18 protein-coding genes are annotated in these 21249 nt (G+C 29.9%); 14 read left to right on the top strand and 4 right to left on the bottom strand.

Annotated features, from left to right (window positions below):
* The first annotated feature begins 558 nt into the window (after window positions 1–558).
* The 3 genes from L3B96_RS09870 to L3B96_RS09860 are packed head-to-tail and all read left to right on the top strand — an operon-like array spanning window position 559 to window position 2952.
* Window positions 559–1557, top strand: coding sequence for an ABC transporter substrate-binding protein (locus L3B96_RS09870; protein ID WP_238860618.1), 999 nt, complete (start codon window positions 559–561; stop codon window positions 1555–1557).
* Window positions 1532–2287, top strand: a complete 756-nt coding sequence (locus tag L3B96_RS09865; protein WP_238860616.1) for an ABC transporter permease subunit — start codon at window positions 1532–1534, stop codon at window positions 2285–2287. Before L3B96_RS09870 ends, L3B96_RS09865 begins: the two co-directional genes overlap by 26 nt.
* Window positions 2284–2952 carry an ABC transporter ATP-binding protein gene (locus L3B96_RS09860; RefSeq protein ID WP_238860614.1) on the top strand — a complete coding sequence of 223 codons (669 nt, stop codon included), beginning with the start codon at window positions 2284–2286 and terminating at the stop codon, window positions 2950–2952. The genes L3B96_RS09865 and L3B96_RS09860 overlap by 4 nt, the downstream gene beginning before the upstream one ends.
* Window positions 2953–2989: 37 nt before the next feature.
* On the opposite strand, the gene L3B96_RS09855 is transcribed toward L3B96_RS09860, so the two are convergent.
* Window positions 2990–3241, bottom strand: a complete 252-nt coding sequence (locus tag L3B96_RS09855; protein ID WP_017212760.1) for a hypothetical protein — start codon at window positions 3239–3241, stop codon at window positions 2990–2992.
* Between the two features lie 97 nt (window positions 3242–3338).
* Between L3B96_RS09855 and L3B96_RS09850 the strand changes: the two genes are divergently transcribed.
* Entirely contained in the window at window positions 3339–5045 is a 1707-nt protein-coding gene (locus L3B96_RS09850; protein ID WP_161223292.1) for an ABC transporter ATP-binding protein, read from the top strand.
* Window positions 5046–5096: 51 nt separating this feature from the next.
* Here the strand turns inward: L3B96_RS09850 and L3B96_RS09845 are convergent, their stop codons facing one another.
* From L3B96_RS09845 to L3B96_RS09835, 3 genes are all read right to left on the bottom strand, one after another.
* On the bottom strand, window positions 5097–5528 hold the full coding sequence (locus L3B96_RS09845) for a hypothetical protein (RefSeq protein ID WP_238860612.1): 432 nt from the start codon (window positions 5526–5528) through the stop codon (window positions 5097–5099).
* Window positions 5529–5945: 417 nt separating this feature from the next.
* Entirely contained in the window at window positions 5946–6974 is a 1029-nt protein-coding gene (locus tag L3B96_RS09840) for a branched-chain amino acid aminotransferase (RefSeq protein ID WP_077830733.1), read from the bottom strand.
* Between the two features lie 224 nt (window positions 6975–7198).
* On the bottom strand, window positions 7199–9097 hold the full coding sequence (locus L3B96_RS09835; protein WP_238860610.1) for an NAD(+) synthase: 1899 nt from the start codon (window positions 9095–9097) through the stop codon (window positions 7199–7201).
* A 317-nt stretch (window positions 9098–9414) separates the two neighbouring features.
* On the opposite strand from L3B96_RS09835, the gene L3B96_RS09830 reads away from it, so the two are divergent.
* The 10 genes from L3B96_RS09830 to L3B96_RS09785 all read left to right on the top strand — a co-directional run bounded on the left by L3B96_RS09830 (window position 9415) and on the right by L3B96_RS09785 (window position 20943).
* Window positions 9415–9846, top strand: a complete 432-nt coding sequence (locus tag L3B96_RS09830) for an NfeD family protein (RefSeq protein ID WP_017210877.1) — start codon at window positions 9415–9417, stop codon at window positions 9844–9846.
* Window positions 9847–9849: 3 nt separating this feature from the next.
* A complete protein-coding gene (locus L3B96_RS09825) occupies window positions 9850–10797 on the top strand; it encodes an SPFH domain-containing protein (protein ID WP_171788732.1) in 948 nt (315 codons plus the stop codon).
* Window positions 10798–11256: 459 nt separating this feature from the next.
* The gene (locus L3B96_RS09820) at window positions 11257–12075 is read left to right on the top strand and encodes an EcsC family protein (protein ID WP_238860608.1); all 819 of its coding nucleotides are present in this window, start codon (window positions 11257–11259) and stop codon (window positions 12073–12075) included.
* A 185-nt stretch (window positions 12076–12260) separates the two neighbouring features.
* Window positions 12261–12776: a hypothetical protein gene (locus L3B96_RS09815; RefSeq protein ID WP_017210874.1), complete on the top strand. Its 516-nt coding sequence runs from the start codon at window positions 12261–12263 to the stop codon at window positions 12774–12776.
* Window positions 12777–12924: 148 nt separating this feature from the next.
* A complete protein-coding gene (locus L3B96_RS09810) occupies window positions 12925–13758 on the top strand; it encodes an amino acid ABC transporter substrate-binding protein (RefSeq protein WP_238860606.1) in 834 nt (277 codons plus the stop codon).
* Window positions 13759–13821: 63 nt separating this feature from the next.
* A complete protein-coding gene (locus L3B96_RS09805; RefSeq protein WP_077855716.1) occupies window positions 13822–14463 on the top strand; it encodes an amino acid ABC transporter permease in 642 nt (213 codons plus the stop codon).
* A gap of 15 nt (window positions 14464–14478) precedes the next feature.
* The gene (locus tag L3B96_RS09800) at window positions 14479–15165 is read left to right on the top strand and encodes an amino acid ABC transporter ATP-binding protein (protein WP_011968394.1); all 687 of its coding nucleotides are present in this window, start codon (window positions 14479–14481) and stop codon (window positions 15163–15165) included.
* A gap of 266 nt (window positions 15166–15431) precedes the next feature.
* Entirely contained in the window at window positions 15432–15599 is a 168-nt protein-coding gene (locus L3B96_RS09795; RefSeq protein WP_011968395.1) for a zinc-ribbon domain-containing protein, read from the top strand.
* A 382-nt stretch (window positions 15600–15981) separates the two neighbouring features.
* Entirely contained in the window at window positions 15982–16683 is a 702-nt protein-coding gene (locus L3B96_RS09790; protein ID WP_238860605.1) for a hypothetical protein, read from the top strand.
* Window positions 16684–17196: 513 nt separating this feature from the next.
* On the top strand, window positions 17197–20943 hold the full coding sequence (locus L3B96_RS09785; RefSeq protein WP_238860603.1) for a phosphoribosylformylglycinamidine synthase: 3747 nt from the start codon (window positions 17197–17199) through the stop codon (window positions 20941–20943).
* The last annotated feature ends 306 nt before the right edge of the window (window positions 20944–21249 follow it).

The raw sequence follows: 21249 nt of genomic DNA, 5'->3' as shown, positions 1-21249 counted from the left end.
ATGTCTCGCCGAAATAAGGATTATGCTATTGTTCCAGTTTCTAAGGAAATTATGATGGATGATTCTAAGATCACAAGTTGCACCCAAGATGCTAGCCTCAAAGGCGAGCTTTGAACTAGCATACTTGGAACAACTTTTAATCTAAGAATCAAAACCATCAAATTCCTAATGAAACATTTCACAAAAGCATAATTCTTATTTCTAGTTGAGATATATTTCATAGTATAAATCTAACTTATAATCGGGGCATCTATATAGATATCCAATCAAAAATTGGAATTATTAGATGAAAATATTTACAAGGTTGATAAGAATTTAAGTTCATATCTTCACTAGAAATCATAAATATATTTTCACAGCTTTTCGGAACAAAATATTTATGATTTCGGTAAGTTATCGCATAAATATAGTTTTAAAGTTGGATATTCATACAGATTTGGTATTTCAATTTTAATATGTTATTATAATTAATAGTGAATATCAATTAATTAATATTACTATTAAGTATTTTGATTTAATTCTTAATTTAGATATTAATATTTTTTAGGGGGAATTAGAATGAAAAAAAAGGTATCATCATTTTTGATTATGATATTGTGCGTTCTTACATTTGCAGGTTGTGGCAGTAGCTCAAATCAAAGCAAATCTGAAGATAATAAGAAATCAACAAAAGATATTAGCTTTGTAACACCAGATGGGCTTACAGCTATAGCAGTAGCTAAACTTATAAAAGAAAAACCAGAAATTAAATCTGGATATGATGTTAATTATACCATAGAGCAAAACTCTGACAGCTTAGTTACAAGCGTTATGAAGAGTGAGCCAGATATTGCAATTGTTCCTTCAAACGTGGCGGCAACTGTGTTTAATAAGAACAAGGAATATAAAATAGCAGGAACAGTTGGATTTGGATCGTTTTATATAGGTACAACTAATCAAAATCAAAGCGTTGAAGATTTAAAAGGAAAAGAAGTTTACAATATTGGGAAGGGATTAACGCCTGATATAATTGCAAGAACAATACTTAAAGAAAAAGGTATTGATGCAGATAAAGAAATTAACTTTAGCTATGTGAATACAGTAAATGAGCTTGCACCAATAATTTTATCTGGAAAGTCAGAATATGCAGTAATTCCAGAACCGGCTTTATCAACAGTTCAGAGTAAAAATGATAAGTTTAATGTAATGCTAAATTTAAATGAAGAATGGAAAAAATTAAACGACTCTCAATATGGATATCCTCAATCAACAATTATAGTTAAGAAGGAATTGTTAGAAAATGATAAGGAATTTGTTTCAGAACTTTTGAAGCAAGTTAAAGATTCAGAAGAGTGGATATATAATAATAAAGAAACTGTTGGAGATTATTGCGAAGAAATAGGAGTTTCGGCAAAGAAGCCAATAGTAGTAAAAGCTATTGATAGGTCAAATATAAAATACGTAGGAATAAAGGATTGTTATAAAGAATATGAAACTTATTTTAAAAAATTAAATGAATTTGATCCAAAAACAATAGGAGGAAGTATACCAAATGATGAAATATTCATGGAAAAGTAGATTATATACTTTACTATCATGTATATTTTTTATAGGGATATGGCAGCTAATTGCAGTAATAATAAATAATGACATATATATTCCAAGATTAGAACAAGTATTAGAAGCTATTAAGAATATTTTTGGTGATAAAAATTCGTTAAAGATAATTTTTAGCAGTTTTTACAGGACTGCGACTAGTTATGTATTAGCTTTGATTTTTTCAATGATTTTAGGGGTGCTCGCAACAGTGTATCCCTTTTTCAAGTATTTAATGGAGCCTGTAAATTCATTTAGCAAGACAATTCCAACTATGGTGTTAGTAGTTCTTTCATTGGTGTGGTTTGATAAGGATAGTACACCATTTGTTGCAGGATTTGCTATCATTTTTCCAATCCTTTATGAAGGTATACGAAATAACCTTTTGCAAATAGATAAAAAAATAATCGATATGACGAAGATATATGAAGTGAGCCTAAAAAATAAGGTCAAAAAGATCTATATTCCAACTATGAAATTTTATTTTATGAGCATCTTTGTATCGACATTTTCATTGACTTTTAAAGTTGTAATTGCAGGAGAAGTATACGGGCAGCCAAAGTTTGGGATAGGATCACAGATACAGGTAGAAAAAGTTAATTTTAATACTCCAGGGATTTTTGCATGGATTGTAATTATTGTTATTGTATCTCTAGTTTTAGAGTTTTTAAATAAGTTGTTAAGGAAAAGAACATATAGGTGGTCCAAATGAATATAAGTATTAAAAGTCTAAATAAGTCATATGGAACTGAGAAAATTTTTAAGAATTTCAACATAGATTTTTACGACGATAAGATAAATTGTATAATAGGAAAATCTGGGTGTGGAAAGAGTACTCTATTAGACATTATAGCAGGTCTAATAGATGTTCAAAGTGGAGAGATAAGTGGCGTTTCATTAAGTGATATAAGCTATATATTTCAAGAAGATAGGTTAATTGAGTGGCTTACTGTTAAAGAAAACTTGGAAATTGCATTAGAAAAATATTTCAAGGATTCTGATTTAGAGAATAGAATTGATGAAGTATTAAATTTAGTTGGAATTTACGATACAAAAAACAAATATCCAAATGCACTTAGCGGAGGAATGAGACAAAGAGTTAACATAGCAAGAGCATTTGGAAAGCCATCAAAGGTCATTTTAATGGATGAGCCTTTTAAATCTTTAGATTATAAGTTGAAATATGCCATAATTGATGAATTTAAAAATTTATTAGATAAAGAAAAAAGAATGGTTATATTGGTTACTCATGATCTAGATGAAGCTATATATTTCCGAGGGAATATAATAGTATTTAACAATAGACCAGTTAAAATAGCAGGAACATTCATTGAGAATTTAGATAAATGTAAGGAAGAAATTTTAAATATAATATAAAAGTTATATAGTAGGAATGCACTACTAGTACACATTTTTAATTATATATACAAATTTTGCTTCCAACTAAAACGAATAAGAAACTTGCTATTACAAAACTGGAAATACCCAAAAATTTTTTATTTGCATTTAATAAATTAATGCCAAGCAATGTATCACAAAGGCCTAAGCAAATAAAGATTAATGGGAAAAAATAATCTGGATCAGATTTACTTGCTATGATATTTAGTGAAAATAAAGGCAATAGAATTGCTAAGCAGAAGCTTACAAAATAAAATAGCTTTTTCATAAAAGTTATTCACCACCTTACAATTGGGAAATTATGTATTATATTAAAGTATATACAAGCCATATGAATTTTATTCATTAGAGGAAGGAGATTTTAAATGATAAAAAAATTTATTTCATTTTATAAACCATATAAATTATTATTTATTTTAGATTTAGTAGTAGCACTTATCGCATCTTTATGCGATTTAGTATATCCAGTTATGACAAGGGATCTAGTAAATGAATCGATTCCTAATAAAGATTTAAGGACAATTATTGTATTTGCCATAGCATTACTTATAATTTTTGGAATCAAGGCTGCATGTGGTTACTTCATGCAGTATTGGGGACATGTTGTAGGTGTTAGAATGCAGGGGGATATGAGAAGACATATATTTAAGCACCTTCAAAAATTACCTAATAGCTTTTTTGATAATAATAAAACAGGGGATATAATGTCTAGAATAATTAATGACTTAATGGATATCTCAGAGCTTGCTCATCATGGGCCAGAAGATTTATTTATATCAATAGTGATGCTTATAGGTTCATTTATAATATTGTGTACAATCAATATACCTCTTACAGTTTTAATATTTGCATTCATACCATTTATAGTATGGTTTACTTTATATGAGAGAAAGAAGATGAATAAAGCTTTTCTTGAAACTAAAGTAGAAACAGGAGCAGTCAATGCAAATCTTGAAAATAGTATTTCAGGAATAAAAATATCAAAAGCATTTGTAAGTCACGAAGCCGAAGAAGAAAAATTTGAAAAAGGAAACAAAAAGTTCATCAATGCAAGAGAAAGAGCATACAAAGTAATGGCAGAATATTCTTCTGGTGCAGGATTTGGAATGGACGTGCTAAGTTACGTAGGTTTAATAGGGGGAGGAATATTTACACTTATTGGACTTATAAACATTGGAGATTTTATGGCATATATGCTGTTTATAAAAATCTTTATGACCCCAATAAAGAAACTTATTGATTTTATGGAGCAATTTCAAAATGGAATTACTGGTTTCCAAAGATATATAGAAATAATGAGTCAAGATAAAGAAAAAGATAAAGCAAATGCGACTGAACTTGAAAATGTTCAAGGGGAAATAGAATTTAAAGATGTTAATTTTAGCTATGAAGGAAAAGAAGTTTTGAAAAATATTTCTATTAAAATAAATAAAGGAAAGATGTTGGCATTAGTAGGAGCTTCTGGTGGAGGTAAAACAACATTTTGTAATCTTATCCCAAGATTTTATGAAGTGGATAGTGGAGATATTTTAATAGATAATAAGAGCATTTATGATGTTAAATTAGATTCTCTTAGAGAAAATATTGGAATAGTTCAGCAAGAAGTTTTCTTATTTACAGGAACTATAAGAGATAATATACTGTTTGGAAAGACAGATGCAACTGAAGAAGAATTACTAAGAGCCGCTAAGATGGCTAATATTCATGAATTTATAAATACATTACCAGAAGGGTATGATACTTACATTGGTGAAAGAGGTGTTAAATTATCTGGTGGGCAAAAGCAGCGTATTTCCATTGCAAGAGTTTTTCTTAAGAATCCTCCAATATTAATTTTGGATGAAGCAACATCGGCACTAGATAATGCAACAGAACGCATAATTCAAGAATCTTTAGAAAAGTTATGCGCTGGAAGGACAACCATAGTAGTTGCACATAGATTGTCTACCATTAAGAATGCAGATGAAATTATTGTACTTGGAAAAACAGGCATAATAGAAGCAGGAACTCATGAAGAATTAATGGAGAAACAAGGAGAGTACAGTAATTTACATAGACTAGCAGCAGTGTAAACTTTAGATAAAAGAAGGTTGCCAAAAACCATATGTTTTGGCAACCTCTTATCAGTTATTAGATTCATTTTTTAATGAATTTAGCAATTGTACTTTTTTATATATAGTAGATATATCCACATCAACATCCATAGCTTGAGCAAGCTTGTTATGCAATTCAGTTTCAGTAGGATTCTTCTCGCTAGTTTCAGAATCTTTTATTTTGTTGTTGAACTTTGCCTGAACTAATCTGGAGTTTTCTTCACTTTTTAATCTTGCCATATTTTCCAATTCATTTGAAAAAGTCGTTGAATTGTCATTTGATGATGATTGTGAAGCTGATGAATGCAAAGTATTGTCAAAAGATTTAGCATTATTTTGTTTTTTATTGGAAGGATTTCGAGGGTTAGTATAAGGTCTCTTTATTATTTTATTATCTATAGCAGCACCAGATACACTAGCCACAATATATTCACTTCTAGAAATTATTCTGTTATCACTCATATAATATCCCCTCCCTAAAATTATAAATTCAGCTTCAATAATTAGTATTAATATATTACTTATATATTCGTATATCTACTAGAAAAGTTTACTAAATATTCTATAATATAATGTATATTTATTAGATTAATATATATACGTTGCAAAAATAATTATTCATCATAATTATAAAAATATTAAAAGAATTTTAGCTGTAATTGTGAATTGCAACATATATAATATAATAAGAGAGTAAAATATATGATGATATAATAAATTTATACTTAACATTCTAAAGCTTAAGCACTTATTTAAGAATGGAAGATTCAAATTCGATTGAAAGATATGATACAGAGATTCTAAATAATAGTATAAAAAAATAGTATGAACTACTTTTTAGCTAAGTTCATACTATTTTTTAACTTTATTTTATAAATATTATTCTACTTCGTATATCCAGCCTTCTGGAGCTTCAACATCACCAAGTTGAATTCCTAAAAGTAAGTCATATAATTTTTGAGTTATAGGACCAACTTCAGTTTCGCTAAAGAATACATGCAATTTATCGTCATGTTGGATTCCACCAATAGGAGTTATTACTGCAGCAGTACCGCAAGCACCAGCCTCTTTAAATTGATCTATTTCATCAATAAATACTTCTCTTTCATAAACAGGCATTTTCAAATAATGTTCAGCAATGTAAAGAAGAGATCTCTTTGTTATACTTGGCAAAATAGATGGTGATTTAGGAGTAACGAATTCATCATTTTTAGTTATTCCAAAGAAGTTTGCAGCACCTATTTCTTCTATCTTTGTATGAGTAGCTGGATCTAGGTAAATACAATCAGCAAATCCTTTTTTTACAGCTTCAGCATGAGCTTGTAATGAAGCAGCATAGTTACCACCAACTTTATTTCCGCCAGTACCATGAGGAGCAGCTCTATCAAAGTCATCTAAAACTATATAATTGCAAGGAGATACACCATCTTTAAAATAAGGTCCTACTGGTATACAAAATACACCGAAAATATATTCTGGAGCAGGCTTAACACCAATGTTGTTACCAACTCCCATTAAATATGGCCTAATATATAGAGTTGCACCACTTCCATAAGGTGGTACATATTTTTCATTTGCCTTTACAACTTGTTTAACCGCATCGATAAATTTTTCTTTTGGAATATGTGGCATAAGAAGTTTGTCACAGCTTTCATTCATACGATCTGCATTCAAGTCAGGTCTAAATAATTGAATTTTTCCTTCTTTTGTTGTATATGCCTTAAGTCCTTCAAAACAACTTTGGCCATAGTGAATAACCGTAGAAGCCTCACTTATACTAAGCATATTGTCTTCGACAAGTTTTCCTTCATCCCATTTTCCGTCTTTCCAAACTGAAATATAACGAAGATCTGTTTTTATGTAATCAAATCCTAATTTACCCCAGTCTATATCAGCTTTTTTCCCCATTTTTATATTCCTCCAAATCTATAAGGCTTATTGCCATTGTTTATTATTGTTATTTAATAACATCTATTTTAGCACTATCCAAAAAAAATTTCCACACATTTGAAAAAAGTGTAAAGCACAATTAAGAACTTTTCACATTTGAAAAAATGTCCACATCAAAAAACCTTAAGTAATCTAATAATAAATCAATTAAGGTTTTTCATCAAATTATATATAATAGTAGATTATTCCCAAGCCTTAGCATCTGATGGCATACGCCAGTCACCTCTAGGACTTAAAGAAATACTTCCGACTTTAGGTCCATCAGGAAGAGCACTTCTTTTAAATTGTTGAGTAAAGAATCTAAAAATAAATTTATCAAGCCATTTTTGTATTTCCTCATCAGAGTAATCATCTTTAAAGGCAGCCCTAGCTAAAAAGAATATTCTCTCTTTAGTTGAGCCATGTTTAATAAAGTGATATAAGAAGAAATCATGAAGCTCATAAGGACCTACAATATCTTCCGTTTTTTGAGCGATTTCACCGTTAGCATCCTTAGGTAATAATTCAGGGCTTACAGGTGTATCTAGTATATCCATAAGAATATCGCGTACAACTTCAGTAGATTCATGTTGAGCTACATATTGAACTAAATATCTCACAAGAGTCTTTGGAATAGATGGATTCACAGAATACATTGACATATGATCCCCATTATATGTACACCAGCCAAGAGCAAGCTCTGATAAATCACCAGTACCTATTAAAAGTCCTCTTTCTTTATTAGCAAGATCCATTAAAATTTGAGTTCTTTCTCTTGCTTGAACATTTTCGTAAGTTACATCATGAATGTCTTTATCGTGACCAATATCTTCAAAATGTTGAAGAGAAGCTTTAACTATATTTATTTCTCTAAGATCTGTACCTAATTCCTTACATAAATTAATAGCATTATTGTAAGTCCTATCAGTAGTACCGAAACCAGGCATAGTAATGGTTACTATATTTTTTTTATCAATACCAAGTAATTCAAAAGTCTTTACTATTACAAGTAAGGCTAGTGTGGAATCCAAACCTCCAGAAATTCCAACCACTGCTTTTCTAGAACCTGTATGCTCTAATCTCTTTGCTAAGCCAGCAGCTTGAATGTTAAATATTTCTTTGCAGCGAACTTCTCTTTCTTTTTCGTAAGAAGGTACAAATGGATGTTTATCTACAAATCTATCAAATGTACTTATTGAAACATCACTAAATTCAAATTTAATTGTGTTAGGATTCTTATTGATAAACTTAGATGAATCTCTAAAACTCAAATTTTTCATTCTTTCAGACTTTAATTTGAATACATCAACTATAGAATATATTACTTCGTTTTCTCTTTGAAATCTGTCATTTTCTTTTAATAATGAACCATTTTCACTTATTAATAAATGCCCGCTAAATAATACATCTGTAGTGGATTCGTGAACACCAGCAGAAGAATATATATAGCTGCAGATTGATCTAGCACTTTGATTTGATATTAGGCTTTTTCTATAATCCATCTTACTAACAAGCTCATTTGATGCAGAAAGGTTTCCAATTATATGAGCTCCCATAAGAGAAAGATAAGAACTTGGTGGAATTGTTACCCATAAGTCTTCACAAATTTCAACTCCAAAGTTTGCAATGCTTGATGAAAAAATTAAGTTTACTCCAAAAGGAACATCTTTTTGAAATGGTAAATCTACTCTTTCGTCCTCAATTGAAAGACCTTCAGTAAACCATCTTTTTTCGTAGAATTCACTGTAATTTGGAAGATATGATTTAGGAACTATTCCTAAAACATTTCCTTTAAATAATAAAAAGGCACAATTGTATAAAGTACTTTCACAGAGAAGTGGAGCACCTACAGCAATTAATGTATCATAGTCTTTAGTAGATTCTAATATTTCAAAAATTCCATCTAAAGCTTTGTTTAGTAAGTATTCTTGTAAAAACAAATCTCCACAAGTATAAGCTGTTAAGCAAAGTTCTGGGAAAACTATGAATTTACTTTCATTTTTTCCTGCATCATTTATGCACTGTAAAATATTTTTAACATTATAATCAACATCTGCAACTCTAGTTTTAGGGCAAGCAGCTGCGACTTTTATAAAATCCATTTAATCACTCCTTGCAATTATAAAATTTAAGTTTTTTTATTGGTTTATAAGATATAGTTCTAATATAATTAAATACGTTTTAAGTATATTTTGCTTAGTAAACATAAACATATCCTAATAATTATATACTAACATGTTTGTGAAATCAAAAAAAGATAAAAGGTATAAAATAACTCTTTTTAAGTTAATAAATATCTTGAAATATTCATAAATACACTGTATAATATAAAATAAGATTACAAATTCCAGTATGTATGTAAAAATTGGACAGTAAATCTTAGAACTAATATTATGATATTTTTAAGGAGGGAAGTTGTATGGGGGCGGCAGTTTTTTGGTTAGTTATAGCTATATGCGTATTTGCAATAGATATTTTAACTAGTAATTTTTGTTTTACACTATTCGCAGTAGGTGCTGTCGTAGCTGCAGTGTGTGGAGTAATGGAAGTACCATTTATAATTCAAATAATAGTATTTTCTGTACTGAATATAATATCATTTGCAGTTGGATACCCGTTACTCAAGAAAAAATTTAAAGCAGCAAACGAAAGAATACCACTTATGGAAGAAACATATGTAGGAAAAATTATGATAAGCGAAAAAGAGATTAGAGATAAAGCCCAAGTTAAAGTTGGTGGAGAATATTGGACTGTAATAAATGAAGGCGATATTATTCACAAAGGGGACAAGTTTACTATCAAAGGAATAGAAGGTATAAAATTAAAAATTGAAAAGGTTCAGGAGGACTAGATTATGAGTGTTATTATAATTTTAGGGGTTATTTTACTATTAATATTAATAGTAGTTATCTCATCAATTAAGGTTGTAAATACAGGGCATTTATATGTTGTAGAAAGATTTGGACAATTCCATAGAGTATTGGAACCAGGATTACATTTTATTGTGCCATTTGTAGATTTTGTTAGAAGGAAGATTTCTACAAAACAACAAATTTTAGATGTGGAGCCACAATCGGTTATAACTAAAGATAATGTTAAAATATTAGTAGACAATGTTATATTTTATAAGGTATTGAATGCAAGAGATGCAGTTTATAATATTGAAAGTTTTCAATCAGGTATTGTATACTCAGCTACAACTAATATGAGAAATATCTTAGGTAATATGTCATTAGATGAAATTTTATCAGGAAGAGATGCGATAAATCAAGATTTATTAAGCATCATTGATGAAGTCACTGATGCTTATGGTATAAAAATACTTTCAGTTGAAATTAAAAATATAGTTCCACCAGCTGAAATCCAACAAGCAATGGAAAAACAAATGAAAGCTGAAAGAGATAAGAGAGCTATGATTCTTCAAGCAGAAGGTTTGAGACAATCTCAAATAGAAAAAGCAGAAGGAGAAAAACAAGCTAAGATTTTATCGGCAGAAGCAGAAAAGCAAGCAAATATAAGAAGAGCAGAAGGTTTAAAAGAATCTCAGTTATTAGAGGCAGAAGGTAAAGCAAAGGCTATAGAAGAAATAGCTGCTGCAGAAGCAGAAGCTATACGAAAAGTAAACCAAGCTATTATTGAGTCTGGAACAAATGAAACTGTTATAGCATTAAAGCAAGTTGAAGCACTTAAAGAAATGGCTAACAGTCCAGCAAACAAGCTTATATTACCAAATGAGACTTTATCATCTCTTGGGAGTATAGCTGCAATTGGAGAAATGCTAAAAGGATCAGGAAAGAAATAATAAACTAAATACACCTAAAAGAGAGCAAGATAATTGCTCTCTTTTAAGTAGTGAACCAAAATCTTTGATTTTGTGTGAATCAGTTAAGCAGACATCTCGAATTTATGATTCGATGATGGTCGCTTACTCTGTGAGTACCCGGTGAACGAATGTGAATCGAGTTTCCTTTAAGTAGAGAACCAATGTAGAGCGTGCAAATTTTAATTTATTTGCTAGAACTTTTACATATTTAATATATTGCAATTCACAATGCACGTTGCACAATTCATAATCATGGCTAAAATTCTTGTAATATTTTTAGAATTATGACGAAGGATTATTTTTGCAATATATATGATTTTGAGTAAATAGAATAATTGTGTTTAAGATACCGTTTTTGGTGCAATTATTATATTATATAAGTAGGTTAATTAAATACAGTAATTTATTATTTATAGAAGGGATTCGGTATAGCTGCGCATGGATTATAGAGATAAAAGAAAAGAGAGAATATTAAATAGTCAAATGAAAAAGTTAATAAAAAGGGAAGAAAAATTCTTTTATAAAAAAGAAAATGAATATATAAAAAATAAAATATTGCCTGTAAAAGAGCAATTAGAAGAAAAAATTCCGAAAAATATGATAGAAACTTTTGAGAAAGCATTTGAAAAGGGATTTTATTATGTCTTTGAAAAAGGTACTACAGTAATAGAGAAAAGCTATAATTCAGAGAAAATTAAGAATGAAGCAGATATAGATGAGTATATTTTATCTAAGCAGATGAATAACAAAAATTTAAGCAGAATAGATAAAAGAGTGAAAAAAGGTGTACTTATAAATAAAGGAATCACAGCAGCCGAAGGCACATTACTTGGTATATTAGGAATTGGAATACCGGATATACCCGTGTTTATTGGAGTAATATTAAAAACTGTGTATGAGATTTGTGTGAATTATGGATTTGATTATAAGTCTAAAAGTGAAAAGGCATTTATATTAAATATAATTTGTGCAAGTTCTATAAAAACAGATGAAAAAATTCTATACTCAAATGAAGTGGATAGAATTGCTTATAGTATTGAAAATAATCATGACCTTAAGGTTGATATAAATGAATTAATTGAGTCAGCTTCAAAATGTTTATCTGAAAATATAGTTGTGTCAAAAGTTATTCAGGGGATACCGATAGTTGGAGTATATGGTGGAATATCAAATTATAGATTATTAGCTGATATAAGCGAAGTGGCAAGTATAAAATATAAAAAAAGATTATTATCTAAATTGAAAAATACGCTTTAGCTTAGATGAACTTGTTGCGTTTGAGTGAGCCTCAATTTCATTATTGAAAGATTAGCAAAAAAATATTAATATAGACTATATATGTTGCAATTCACAATTACGGCTAAAATTCTTGTAACATTTTTAGAATTATGATGAAGGATTATTTGTGTAATATATATTATAAAACAAATTGAGGTGAAGAAATGAAAAAGAAAAATATAATGAGCTTTATACTTTTATTAATACTTTCTTTTTCTTTAATTGGTTGTAATCTTAAAGATGATTATATACTTCAAACAAAAGAAGATACAGATGAAAAGCCATCTGCAGATAAGGTTAATGAAGTTTTTGAATCAGATAAGATGAAGGAATTAATGGATAAATTAAAGTCTAACCCTAAGGAAATTTCTGATAAAGTTAATGAAGTAGATAGTGATACTACACGTGTAATGAAAGAATTAAATGATAAAGCAGATGAATTAACGGACGAGCTCAATAATGCTGATTTTGAAGGAAAAAGTGAAGATATTAAAAATAAATTTGATGATATATCTAATAAATTAGATGAAATTAAAGATAATGTTGATGATGCAAAAGATAGAGCAGATACATTTAAGGATCCAATTGATAAAAAGCAAGTAACAGATACAGTAGATGAATTTACATCACATATGAATAACCTTGAAAGAGCGATAGATAGAATAGCGACCACTAGATAAAATTTATAGTTCCAAATTTTTGACAGGTATGATGGGCTAATGAAGCTTTCATTATGCCTGTTATAATTTAGAATATAAAAAATACTTGATTCTTTTGCTTTAGTATGATAAAGTGATAAATAGAAAGTGATGTAGGGGGTTATTACATATGAAAATAAATAGTTTAATAAAAAAATTAACAGTAGTTGCTATCATAGCTACATTGGGAGTAAGCTTGGTTGCATGTGGCGGGAATGCCAATAAATCATCAGAATCAAAGGCAGCAAAAAGTGCATTAGATAAGGATGAATTAGTAATAGGTTTAGATGATACTTTTGTTCCAATGGGATTTAAGAATGAGAACGGGGAAATAGTTGGATTTGATGTTGATTTAGCAAATGCAGTAGGTAAAAAACTTAATAAAAAGGTGAAATTTCAATCAATTGATTGGAGTATGAAAGAAACTGAACTTAATAACGGTAATATAGATTTAATATGGAATGGATATTCAATTACTGATGAAAGAAAAGAAAAAGTTGAATTTTCAAAGCCATATTTAAGTAATACTCAAGTTATAGTAACATTAGCAGATTCTAATATTAAATCTAAAAATGATTTAGCAGGTAAAAAAGTTGGTGCTCAAAATGGATCAACAGCAGTAGATGCAGTTGAAGCAGCTGGTGATATTGAAAAATCTTTTGATGGTGGAAAACTTGTTACATTTGAAGATAATAACGCTGCATTAATGGATTTAGAAGCAAAGAGATTAGATGCCATTGTTGTAGACGAGATTTTAGCAAGATATTATATGAAAGCAAGAGGAGAAGAAAAATATAAAATCTTAACTGATAATTTTGGAAGTGAAAAGTACGGTGTTGGAATTAGAAAAGGTGATACTAAATTTGTAGAAGCTTTTAACAAAGCTTTAGATGAAGTGATTTCTGATGGAACTGCAGCAGACATATCAAAGAAATGGTTCGAACAAGATATAATTCTTAAATAGTGCAAATTAGATAATCACAAATATTTATACAAATAGTTTGAAAATAAAGAGGAGGAAATAACTTTGAGTTATATTTTAGAGATAATGCCTCAAGTATTAGAGGGATTACAAGTTACATTAGAAATTTTTGTACTTACTTTAGTATTATCTATTCCGCTAGGAGTAATAATCGCTGTAATGAGGACATCTAAATCTCTAATACTTAAACAAATAAGTGGAATATATATTCTTATAATGAGAGGCACTCCTCTGTTATTGCAAATTATTGTGATCTTCTTTGGACTTCCTCTAGTAGGAATCAGCTTTGATAGATTTCCAGCAGCAATTTTAGCGTTTACTTTAAATTATGGAGCTTATTTTGGAGAAATATTTAGAGCAGGTATAGAGTCTATAGATAATGGACAAGTTGAAGGGGCTAAGGTTCTAGGCTTAAGTTCTAAACAAACATTTTTTAGAATAATACTTCCACAAGCATTTAAAACAGTAATACCACCAGTTGCGAATGAAATAACAACTTTAGTGAAGGATACTTCATTAGTTTATGTAGTTGGTATGGACGAGCTATTAAAGATAGGTAAGACTGCTGCTAATAGAGATGTTTCGTTGGTACCACTTTTAATAGTTGGTGCTGTTTACTTAGTAGTAATAGCAATTTTCAGTCAAGTATTAAAGAAAATTGAAGAGAAGTATGACTATTATAAATAGTGTGGAGGAGATTATATGCTTAAAGTAAGTAATTTGAAAAAGAGATTCGGAAATACAGAAGTTTTAAAAGGTGTTAATCTTCATATAAAAAAAGGTGAAATATTAGTTGTCGTTGGAAATTCAGGTGGCGGAAAGACAACTTTACTTAGATGTGTAAATGAATTGGAACATTGTGATGAAGGCGATATAGAAGTTAACGGAAAAGTTTTATGTAAAAATGGTAAGTATGTAGATAAAAATGCGTTAAAAGAAATAAGAAAAGATATAGGATTAGTATTTCAAAATTTTAACTTATTTCCGCATATGAGTGTTTTAGAAAATCTTATTGAAGCACCACAAAAGGTGTTAGGATGGTCAAAAGAAGAAGCAATAAAGAAAGCAGAAGAAACTTTAGGTTTCTTAGACTTGTTAGGAAAGAAAAATAACTATCCATTTGAATTATCTGGTGGTCAAAAACAAAGAGTTGCTATTGGAAGAGCATTAGTGCTTGAACCTAAAATAATGTGCTTTGATGAGCCAACTTCTGCACTAGATCCAGGATTAACTGGGGAAGTTGCAAATTTAATAAAGCGTTTAAGTGAAAAAGGCATGAGTATGATGATTATAACTCATGATATGGATTTTGCTAAAAAAGTGTCAGATAGAATAGTATCAATGGATGCTGGAAAATTGCAAGAGGGTCTGATGTTTGAAGAAGACTAGCTATATCAAGAATGAGGTTGGATTAAACCTCATTTTTTTTAACAAATTATATATTTAAGAATGTAAGTTTTGATATATTATAAATTGAGAAGGTTTAAATTTGATAATTTAATTACACGAATTAGTGTTGAAATATGTGGCAAAGTGTGGTATTATAAGAATGTAAGATAATTCAAGATTTAATCAATACTGTACATTCGCCTCTGTTTCAGAGATTGGGTCTAGGTATCAGGTTATAATCTTTGGAAAAAGGGAGGATTTTTATAATGGAAGATAGAACTTTAGTATGTAAAGATTGTGGAAAGGAATTTGTTTTCACAACAGGAGAACAAGAATTCTACAAAGAAAAAGGATTTGATAACGATCCAGTTAGATGTCCTGATTGTAGAAGAGCTAGAAAGCAACAAAGAAACAACAGAAACTTCGATAGATAGTAAGTTGTTGAGTCATAAGAGAAATCTTATGGCTCTTTATTTTTTGTGCAGAGAATTATAGAATTTGAAATGCTGAATGTTTTATTTTATCAGGTATTACGTAAATCACTGTATTTAGATAGAGAAGTATACAGTTAGAAAAATAAAAAAACACTATAATCATCCGACAGTTTCTGTTTCGAGCTGCAAAATAGTGAAATATCATAAAAAGTAACGTAGAAATAGCGGTAATATTCTAAAGTATTATTGCTATTTTTACATACATATCTTTTAATAATATTTGTATATATAGGATAATTAAAATACAATATTAATATACAATTGTAATTGAATAACGAAAAAGAGTTATCTAAATGTAAATTAATATGATGGAGGTTTTTTTATGTGTACAAGCTTTGTGTATAGGGGACAAGATACAATTATTGGGATGAACTTTGATAACAATGGTATGAAGTATGCTATTGATACTAAAAATCCTAACTGGTTTACCATACTTGTTGATGGTGGGCGTGGAAAATCTCCATCATTTGGAGTGGATAAGTTTGGACGTTTTTTCAACAATCTTGCAGTCGATTCAAATGGTAAAGGTTTATACAGAAGACCAAGCAAAAAAGTTACTCATACAACCAAACTTATTATAGATATTATTAATGATGTTATTTGTACTGAAAATTTAGAAGAGTATCTAAAAGACATTGAAGTTGTTAATATGCCAAACTGGAGTTGCCACAATATGATTTGCGACTCTAATGCAAATGTTTGGATAGTAGAGCCTGGTCGTGGAAGTATAAGTAATCCAGCAAAATCTTCACCATTTTATGTTATGACGAATTTCTCACTATGGGATAATTTATATGAAAATATTAAGTGCGATTGTAATAGATTTAAAACAGTGTCATGTGCATTAGAAAAGACAAAACAAGTAAATGTTGAAACAGCATTTACTATTCTTGACACCGTAAGTCAAAGAAATGGAGAATGGATTACTGCATTTTCTATGGTCTACTCAAAGAATCTTCATACAGTATATTACAGCTTGAATGGAAATTTTAATGAAAGGTTTGAATATAAGTTTTCGGTATAATAAACTTCACATTGTTTAAATAAAAAAGACTTATTACTTTTATGCTAAAAGGTAAGTCTTTTTTGCGTTATTTATTAGATTTCTAGCTTTAATTTGAAGCTCTTAATAATTATCTGCGTCTTTTTTTGAGCATATATGTATGCTCAAATTGATGCTTTACACAATAAAAACATACAAAATTTAAGAAAAAGAAAAAATACCCTATAGTACACAAAAAAAATAATAAACACACTAAATACGAATTATAAAAGAAAAATATGAATATATAATTCGCATAAAAGCAAATTAAATGAAATTTTAACATGAAATGAGTTGACAACATACGTGTTAGATGATAATCTTATGGTATCGATACGAAAGTTAGTAGAGTGTTATCGGAAAACATTCGCCATTACGAAGGTGTAGTGAGTAGGTAAATTAAAAAAATAACAAGTCCAATATACAAGTATATTGATGCGGTATTTTTTGAATGCACCTAGGCTAAATCTCATAATATTTTTTGGAGGAATTAAAATGTTAAATATTAGAAGCGTATTCGTTGAAAAGAAAAAAGGATTTAATGTAGAAGCTCAAAGTTTATTAAATGATTTTAGAGATAACTTAGGAGTAACTGGATTAGAAGACGTAAGACTTGTTAATAAATATATAATATCAGATATACCTGAAGAATATTATAATAAGGCTTTACACACAATTTTTTCTGAAGCAACAGTAGATGTAGTTTACGAATCAGAATTACCAATGAATGAAGGAGAAGTAGCTTTTGGTGTAGAATATTTGCCAGGTCAATACGATCAAAGAGCAGATTCAGCTTCAGAATGTCTAGCTCTATTAACCGCAGAAGACAAGGTTGAAATAAAATCAGCTAAAGTAGTATTATTAAAAGGAAACCTTTCAAAAGATGATATTGAAAAAATTAAGAAATATTATATAAACCCAGTCGATTCAAGGGAAGTAGATATAAATAGCAAAGATTTATCATCGCTTTCAAACATACCTAAAGATGTACAAATCTTAGATGGATTTACCAGCAAGACATTGGATCAATTAAAAGAATTTCATAGTGGACAAGGTTTAGCTATGAGTATTGATGATCTTCTTATGATTCAAGATTATTTCAAAGGAGAGAAAAGAGATCCAAGTATAACTGAAATTAAAGTTATAGATACATACTGGTCAGATCATTGTAGACATACAACATTCTCAACTATCTTAGAAGATGTCCAAATTGAAGATAATAAATACACAGCTCCAATAAAAGCAAGTTATGAAAGTTATATAAAATCTAGATCATATGTTTATGGCGAGAAAGAAAAGGATAAAACTCTTATGGATATGGCAGTAATTGCTATGAAAGAACTTAGAAAAAGAGGAAAACTTGAAGATTTGGATATTTCCGAAGAAATAAATGCTTGTTCAATTAACGTGAAAATTGAAACTGATAAAGGCATGGAAGATTATTTAGTAATGTTTAAGAATGAAACACATAATCATCCAACAGAAATCGAACCTTTTGGGGGAGCGGCAACATGTCTTGGTGGAGCTATAAGAGATCCTCTATCAGGAAGAACTTATGTATATCAAGCAATGAGAGTTACAGGGGCAGCAGATCCAACAGTTCCAGTTGAAGATACATTAGAAGGAAAACTTCCTCAAAGAAAGATAACACTTGGAGCAGCTCATGGATATAGTTCATATGGAAATCAAATTGGTCTTGCAACAGGTCAGGTTGAAGAAGTATATCATCCAAATTACGCAGCTAAGAGAATGGAAGTTGGAGCAGTTATTGCAGCAGCACCTAAGGAAAATGTGGTAAGAGAAGAACCTGTTTTAGGCGATGTAATTATCTTACTAGGTGGAAGAACTGGAAGAGATGGTGTTGGAGGGGCTACAGGTTCATCTAAGGAACATACGGTAGATTCAATAAATGAATGTGGAGCAGAAGTACAAAAAGGTAATGCTCCTACAGAAAGAAAACTTCAAAGATTATTTAGAAATTTTAAAGTAGCAAAGATGATTAAGAGATGTAATGACTTCGGCGCAGGTGGAGTTTCAGTTGCGATTGGAGAACTTTGCAGAGGATTAGATATAGATTTAGATAAAGTTCCAAAGAAATATGAAGGCTTAGATGGAACGGAACTTGCGGTTTCAGAATCACAAGAAAGAATGGCAGTAGTTGTTAAGAAAGAAGATGCAGATGAATTTATAAGACTTTCAAATGAAGAAAATTTAGAGGCTAACTTAGTAGCGCATGTTACTGATACAGATAGACTTAGATTATTCTGGAGAGGTAAAAACGTAGTTGACTTAAAGAGAACTTTCTTAGATACAAACGGTGCTACTCAAAAGACAAATGTTACAGTTAAAGCGCCAGTTAATTATCCATATGTAGTAGCAGATATTGATGTTAAAGAAGAATGGATAAATAATTTAAGAAAATTAAATGTATCATCAAAGCAAGGATTATCAGAAAGATTTGATGCAACAATAGGACATGGAACAGTACTTATGCCATTTGGTGGGAAGTATGCAAAAACTCCAGCAGAAGGAATGGCAGCTAAAATCCCAGTTCTAGATGGAGAAAGTGCAGATGCTACATTAATGACATTCGGATTTAATCCTGAACTTGGTACTTGGAGCCCGTATCACATGGCATACTATGCAGTAATTGAAAGTATGTCAAAGCTTGCAGCAATGGGTGGAGATTACAGAAAAGCTAGACTTACATTCCAAGAATACTTTGAAAGATTAGGAATAGAAGCTTCAAGATGGGGCAAACCATTTGCAGCATTGCTTGGTGCTTATGAAGCTCAAATGGCATTTGAAACAGCAGCAATCGGTGGTAAAGATTCTATGTCAGGAAGTTTTGGTGATTTAGATGTACCTCCAACATTAGTATCATTTGCTGCAGGAGTAGAAAAAGCTAGAAATATAATATCACCAGAATTTAAAGAAGCAGGATCAAGTTTAGTTTTACTTCAAACTGAAAAACTAGAAGATGGAACTATAAATGTCGAAAAGCTTAAGAAGAACTTAGATGTACTATATAACTTAATTCAAAGCGGAAAAGTAATTTCAGCATCTGCTGTTAAGTATGGTGGAGTTTCAGAAACTGTTACTAAAATGACACTTGGAAATAGAATTGGTGCAGAAATTGAAAACTTAACAAAGGATGAGTTATTTGGATTTAACTATGGAACTATAGTACTAGAAGTTAAGAATGGTGTTAATGTAGAAGAAGAATTCAAAGAGTGTTTATATAAAGAAGTTGGTAAGACAATAAGTTCAGCAGTTATAATTTCTAAGGAATATGATTTGAATTTAGATATAGAAGCTTTAGAAAAAACATACGAAGAAAAATTAAGCTCAGTATTTAAAATTAAAACTGAAGATGTAGAAGGAAAAGTAGAAACAGTTTTATATGATAAGAAATCAACACTTTCGCCTGCTATTAAAGTAGCTAAGCCAAAGGTTGTAATTCCAGTATTCCCAGGAAACAACTGTGAATATGACTGTGCTAGAGCATTTGAAAAAGAAGGGGCAGAAGTTACTCAAGTAGTATTTAGAAATATTACTAAAGAAGCACTTAATGAATCTATTGAAAGACTTGCAAAAGAAATAAGTACTGCTCAAATTCTTATGATTCCAGGAGGCTTCTCAGCAGGGGATGAACCAGATGGTTCAGGTAAATTCATTGCCAATGCTCTTAGAAATGAAAAGATAAGCAATAGCGTAATGGAATTACTTAAAAATAGAGATGGATTAGCACTTGGTATTTGTAACGGCTTCCAAGCGTTAATTAAATTAGGCTTAGTACCATATGGTGAAATAGTAGATATTAAAGAAGATATGGCAACACTGACTTACAATAATATAAACAGACATATGTCTTCAATTATAAGTACAAAGGTTGTTTCAAATAAATCACCTTGGTTCAGTGAAGTTAATGTGGGAGACATACATTCAGTTGCAATCTCTCATGGTGAAGGAAGATTTGTTGCACCAGAAAGCTTAATTAAAGAATTAATTGTCAATGGTCAAGTAGCAACTCAATATGTTGATTTTGATGGAAATGTATCACTAAATATGCCGTTCAATCCAAATGGCTCAATGTACGGAATAGAAGGTATAACAAGTCCAGATGGAAGAGTTTTAGGTAAGATGGCACATAGTGAAAGAATAGGAACAGATTTATATAGAAATATTCCAGGAGATTTTGATCAAAAGATATTCAAAGCAGGAGTAAATTACTTTAAGTAATGCACAATTTACAATGCACATTTCGCAGCGAAGGAGCAAATTCCTTTAGAATTTGAAAAGATATATGTGGATTGTTGATGGATGTAATAAAGTTTACAGAATATAAAAACTCAAATATAAAAATAGTTTTATATTTAAAAACTTAAAAAGGTATATATGTAAAAAGTTAAATTTTTAAATATGTATAAAGTTAAGTATATAAATATTTAAAAAGATAAATATGTAAATATTTATAGTTGTAATGCGGGTTGGGGATATTTAAAGGAAACTCGACTCACTTCGTTCGCTGAGTGATCACAGAGTAAG

Origin of the sequence: Clostridium sp. YIM B02569 (assembly GCF_022320765.1) — a bacterium.
Lineage (GTDB): Bacteria > Bacillota > Clostridia > Clostridiales > Clostridiaceae > Clostridium > Clostridium beijerinckii.
This window is presented reverse-complemented; position numbering and strand designations above follow the sequence as displayed.

What these genes read in the sequence shown, in the direction of transcription:
- L3B96_RS09810 (WP_238860606.1), top strand. Translation starts at nt 12,925, where the DNA reads ATGAAAATAAATAGTTTAATAAAAAAATTAACAGTAGTTGCTATCATA.
- L3B96_RS09835 (WP_238860610.1), bottom strand. Translation starts at nt 9,097, where the DNA reads ATGGATTTTATAAAAGTCGCAGCTGCTTGCCCTAAAACTAGAGTTGCA.
- L3B96_RS09855 (WP_017212760.1), bottom strand. Translation starts at nt 3,241, where the DNA reads ATGAAAAAGCTATTTTATTTTGTAAGCTTCTGCTTAGCAATTCTATTG.
- L3B96_RS09840 (WP_077830733.1), bottom strand. Translation starts at nt 6,974, where the DNA reads ATGGGGAAAAAAGCTGATATAGACTGGGGTAAATTAGGATTTGATTAC.
- L3B96_RS09785 (WP_238860603.1), top strand. Translation starts at nt 17,197, where the DNA reads ATGTTAAATATTAGAAGCGTATTCGTTGAAAAGAAAAAAGGATTTAAT.
- L3B96_RS09790 (WP_238860605.1), top strand. Translation starts at nt 15,982, where the DNA reads ATGTGTACAAGCTTTGTGTATAGGGGACAAGATACAATTATTGGGATG.
- L3B96_RS09870 (WP_238860618.1), top strand. Translation starts at nt 559, where the DNA reads ATGAAAAAAAAGGTATCATCATTTTTGATTATGATATTGTGCGTTCTT.
- L3B96_RS09800 (WP_011968394.1), top strand. Translation starts at nt 14,479, where the DNA reads ATGCTTAAAGTAAGTAATTTGAAAAAGAGATTCGGAAATACAGAAGTT.
- L3B96_RS09850 (WP_161223292.1), top strand. Translation starts at nt 3,339, where the DNA reads ATGATAAAAAAATTTATTTCATTTTATAAACCATATAAATTATTATTT.
- L3B96_RS09860 (WP_238860614.1), top strand. Translation starts at nt 2,284, where the DNA reads ATGAATATAAGTATTAAAAGTCTAAATAAGTCATATGGAACTGAGAAA.
- L3B96_RS09865 (WP_238860616.1), top strand. Translation starts at nt 1,532, where the DNA reads ATGATGAAATATTCATGGAAAAGTAGATTATATACTTTACTATCATGT.
- L3B96_RS09815 (WP_017210874.1), top strand. Translation starts at nt 12,261, where the DNA reads ATGAAAAAGAAAAATATAATGAGCTTTATACTTTTATTAATACTTTCT.
- L3B96_RS09830 (WP_017210877.1), top strand. Translation starts at nt 9,415, where the DNA reads ATGGGGGCGGCAGTTTTTTGGTTAGTTATAGCTATATGCGTATTTGCA.
- L3B96_RS09845 (WP_238860612.1), bottom strand. Translation starts at nt 5,528, where the DNA reads ATGAGTGATAACAGAATAATTTCTAGAAGTGAATATATTGTGGCTAGT.
- L3B96_RS09820 (WP_238860608.1), top strand. Translation starts at nt 11,257, where the DNA reads ATGGATTATAGAGATAAAAGAAAAGAGAGAATATTAAATAGTCAAATG.
- L3B96_RS09825 (WP_171788732.1), top strand. Translation starts at nt 9,850, where the DNA reads ATGAGTGTTATTATAATTTTAGGGGTTATTTTACTATTAATATTAATA.
- L3B96_RS09795 (WP_011968395.1), top strand. Translation starts at nt 15,432, where the DNA reads ATGGAAGATAGAACTTTAGTATGTAAAGATTGTGGAAAGGAATTTGTT.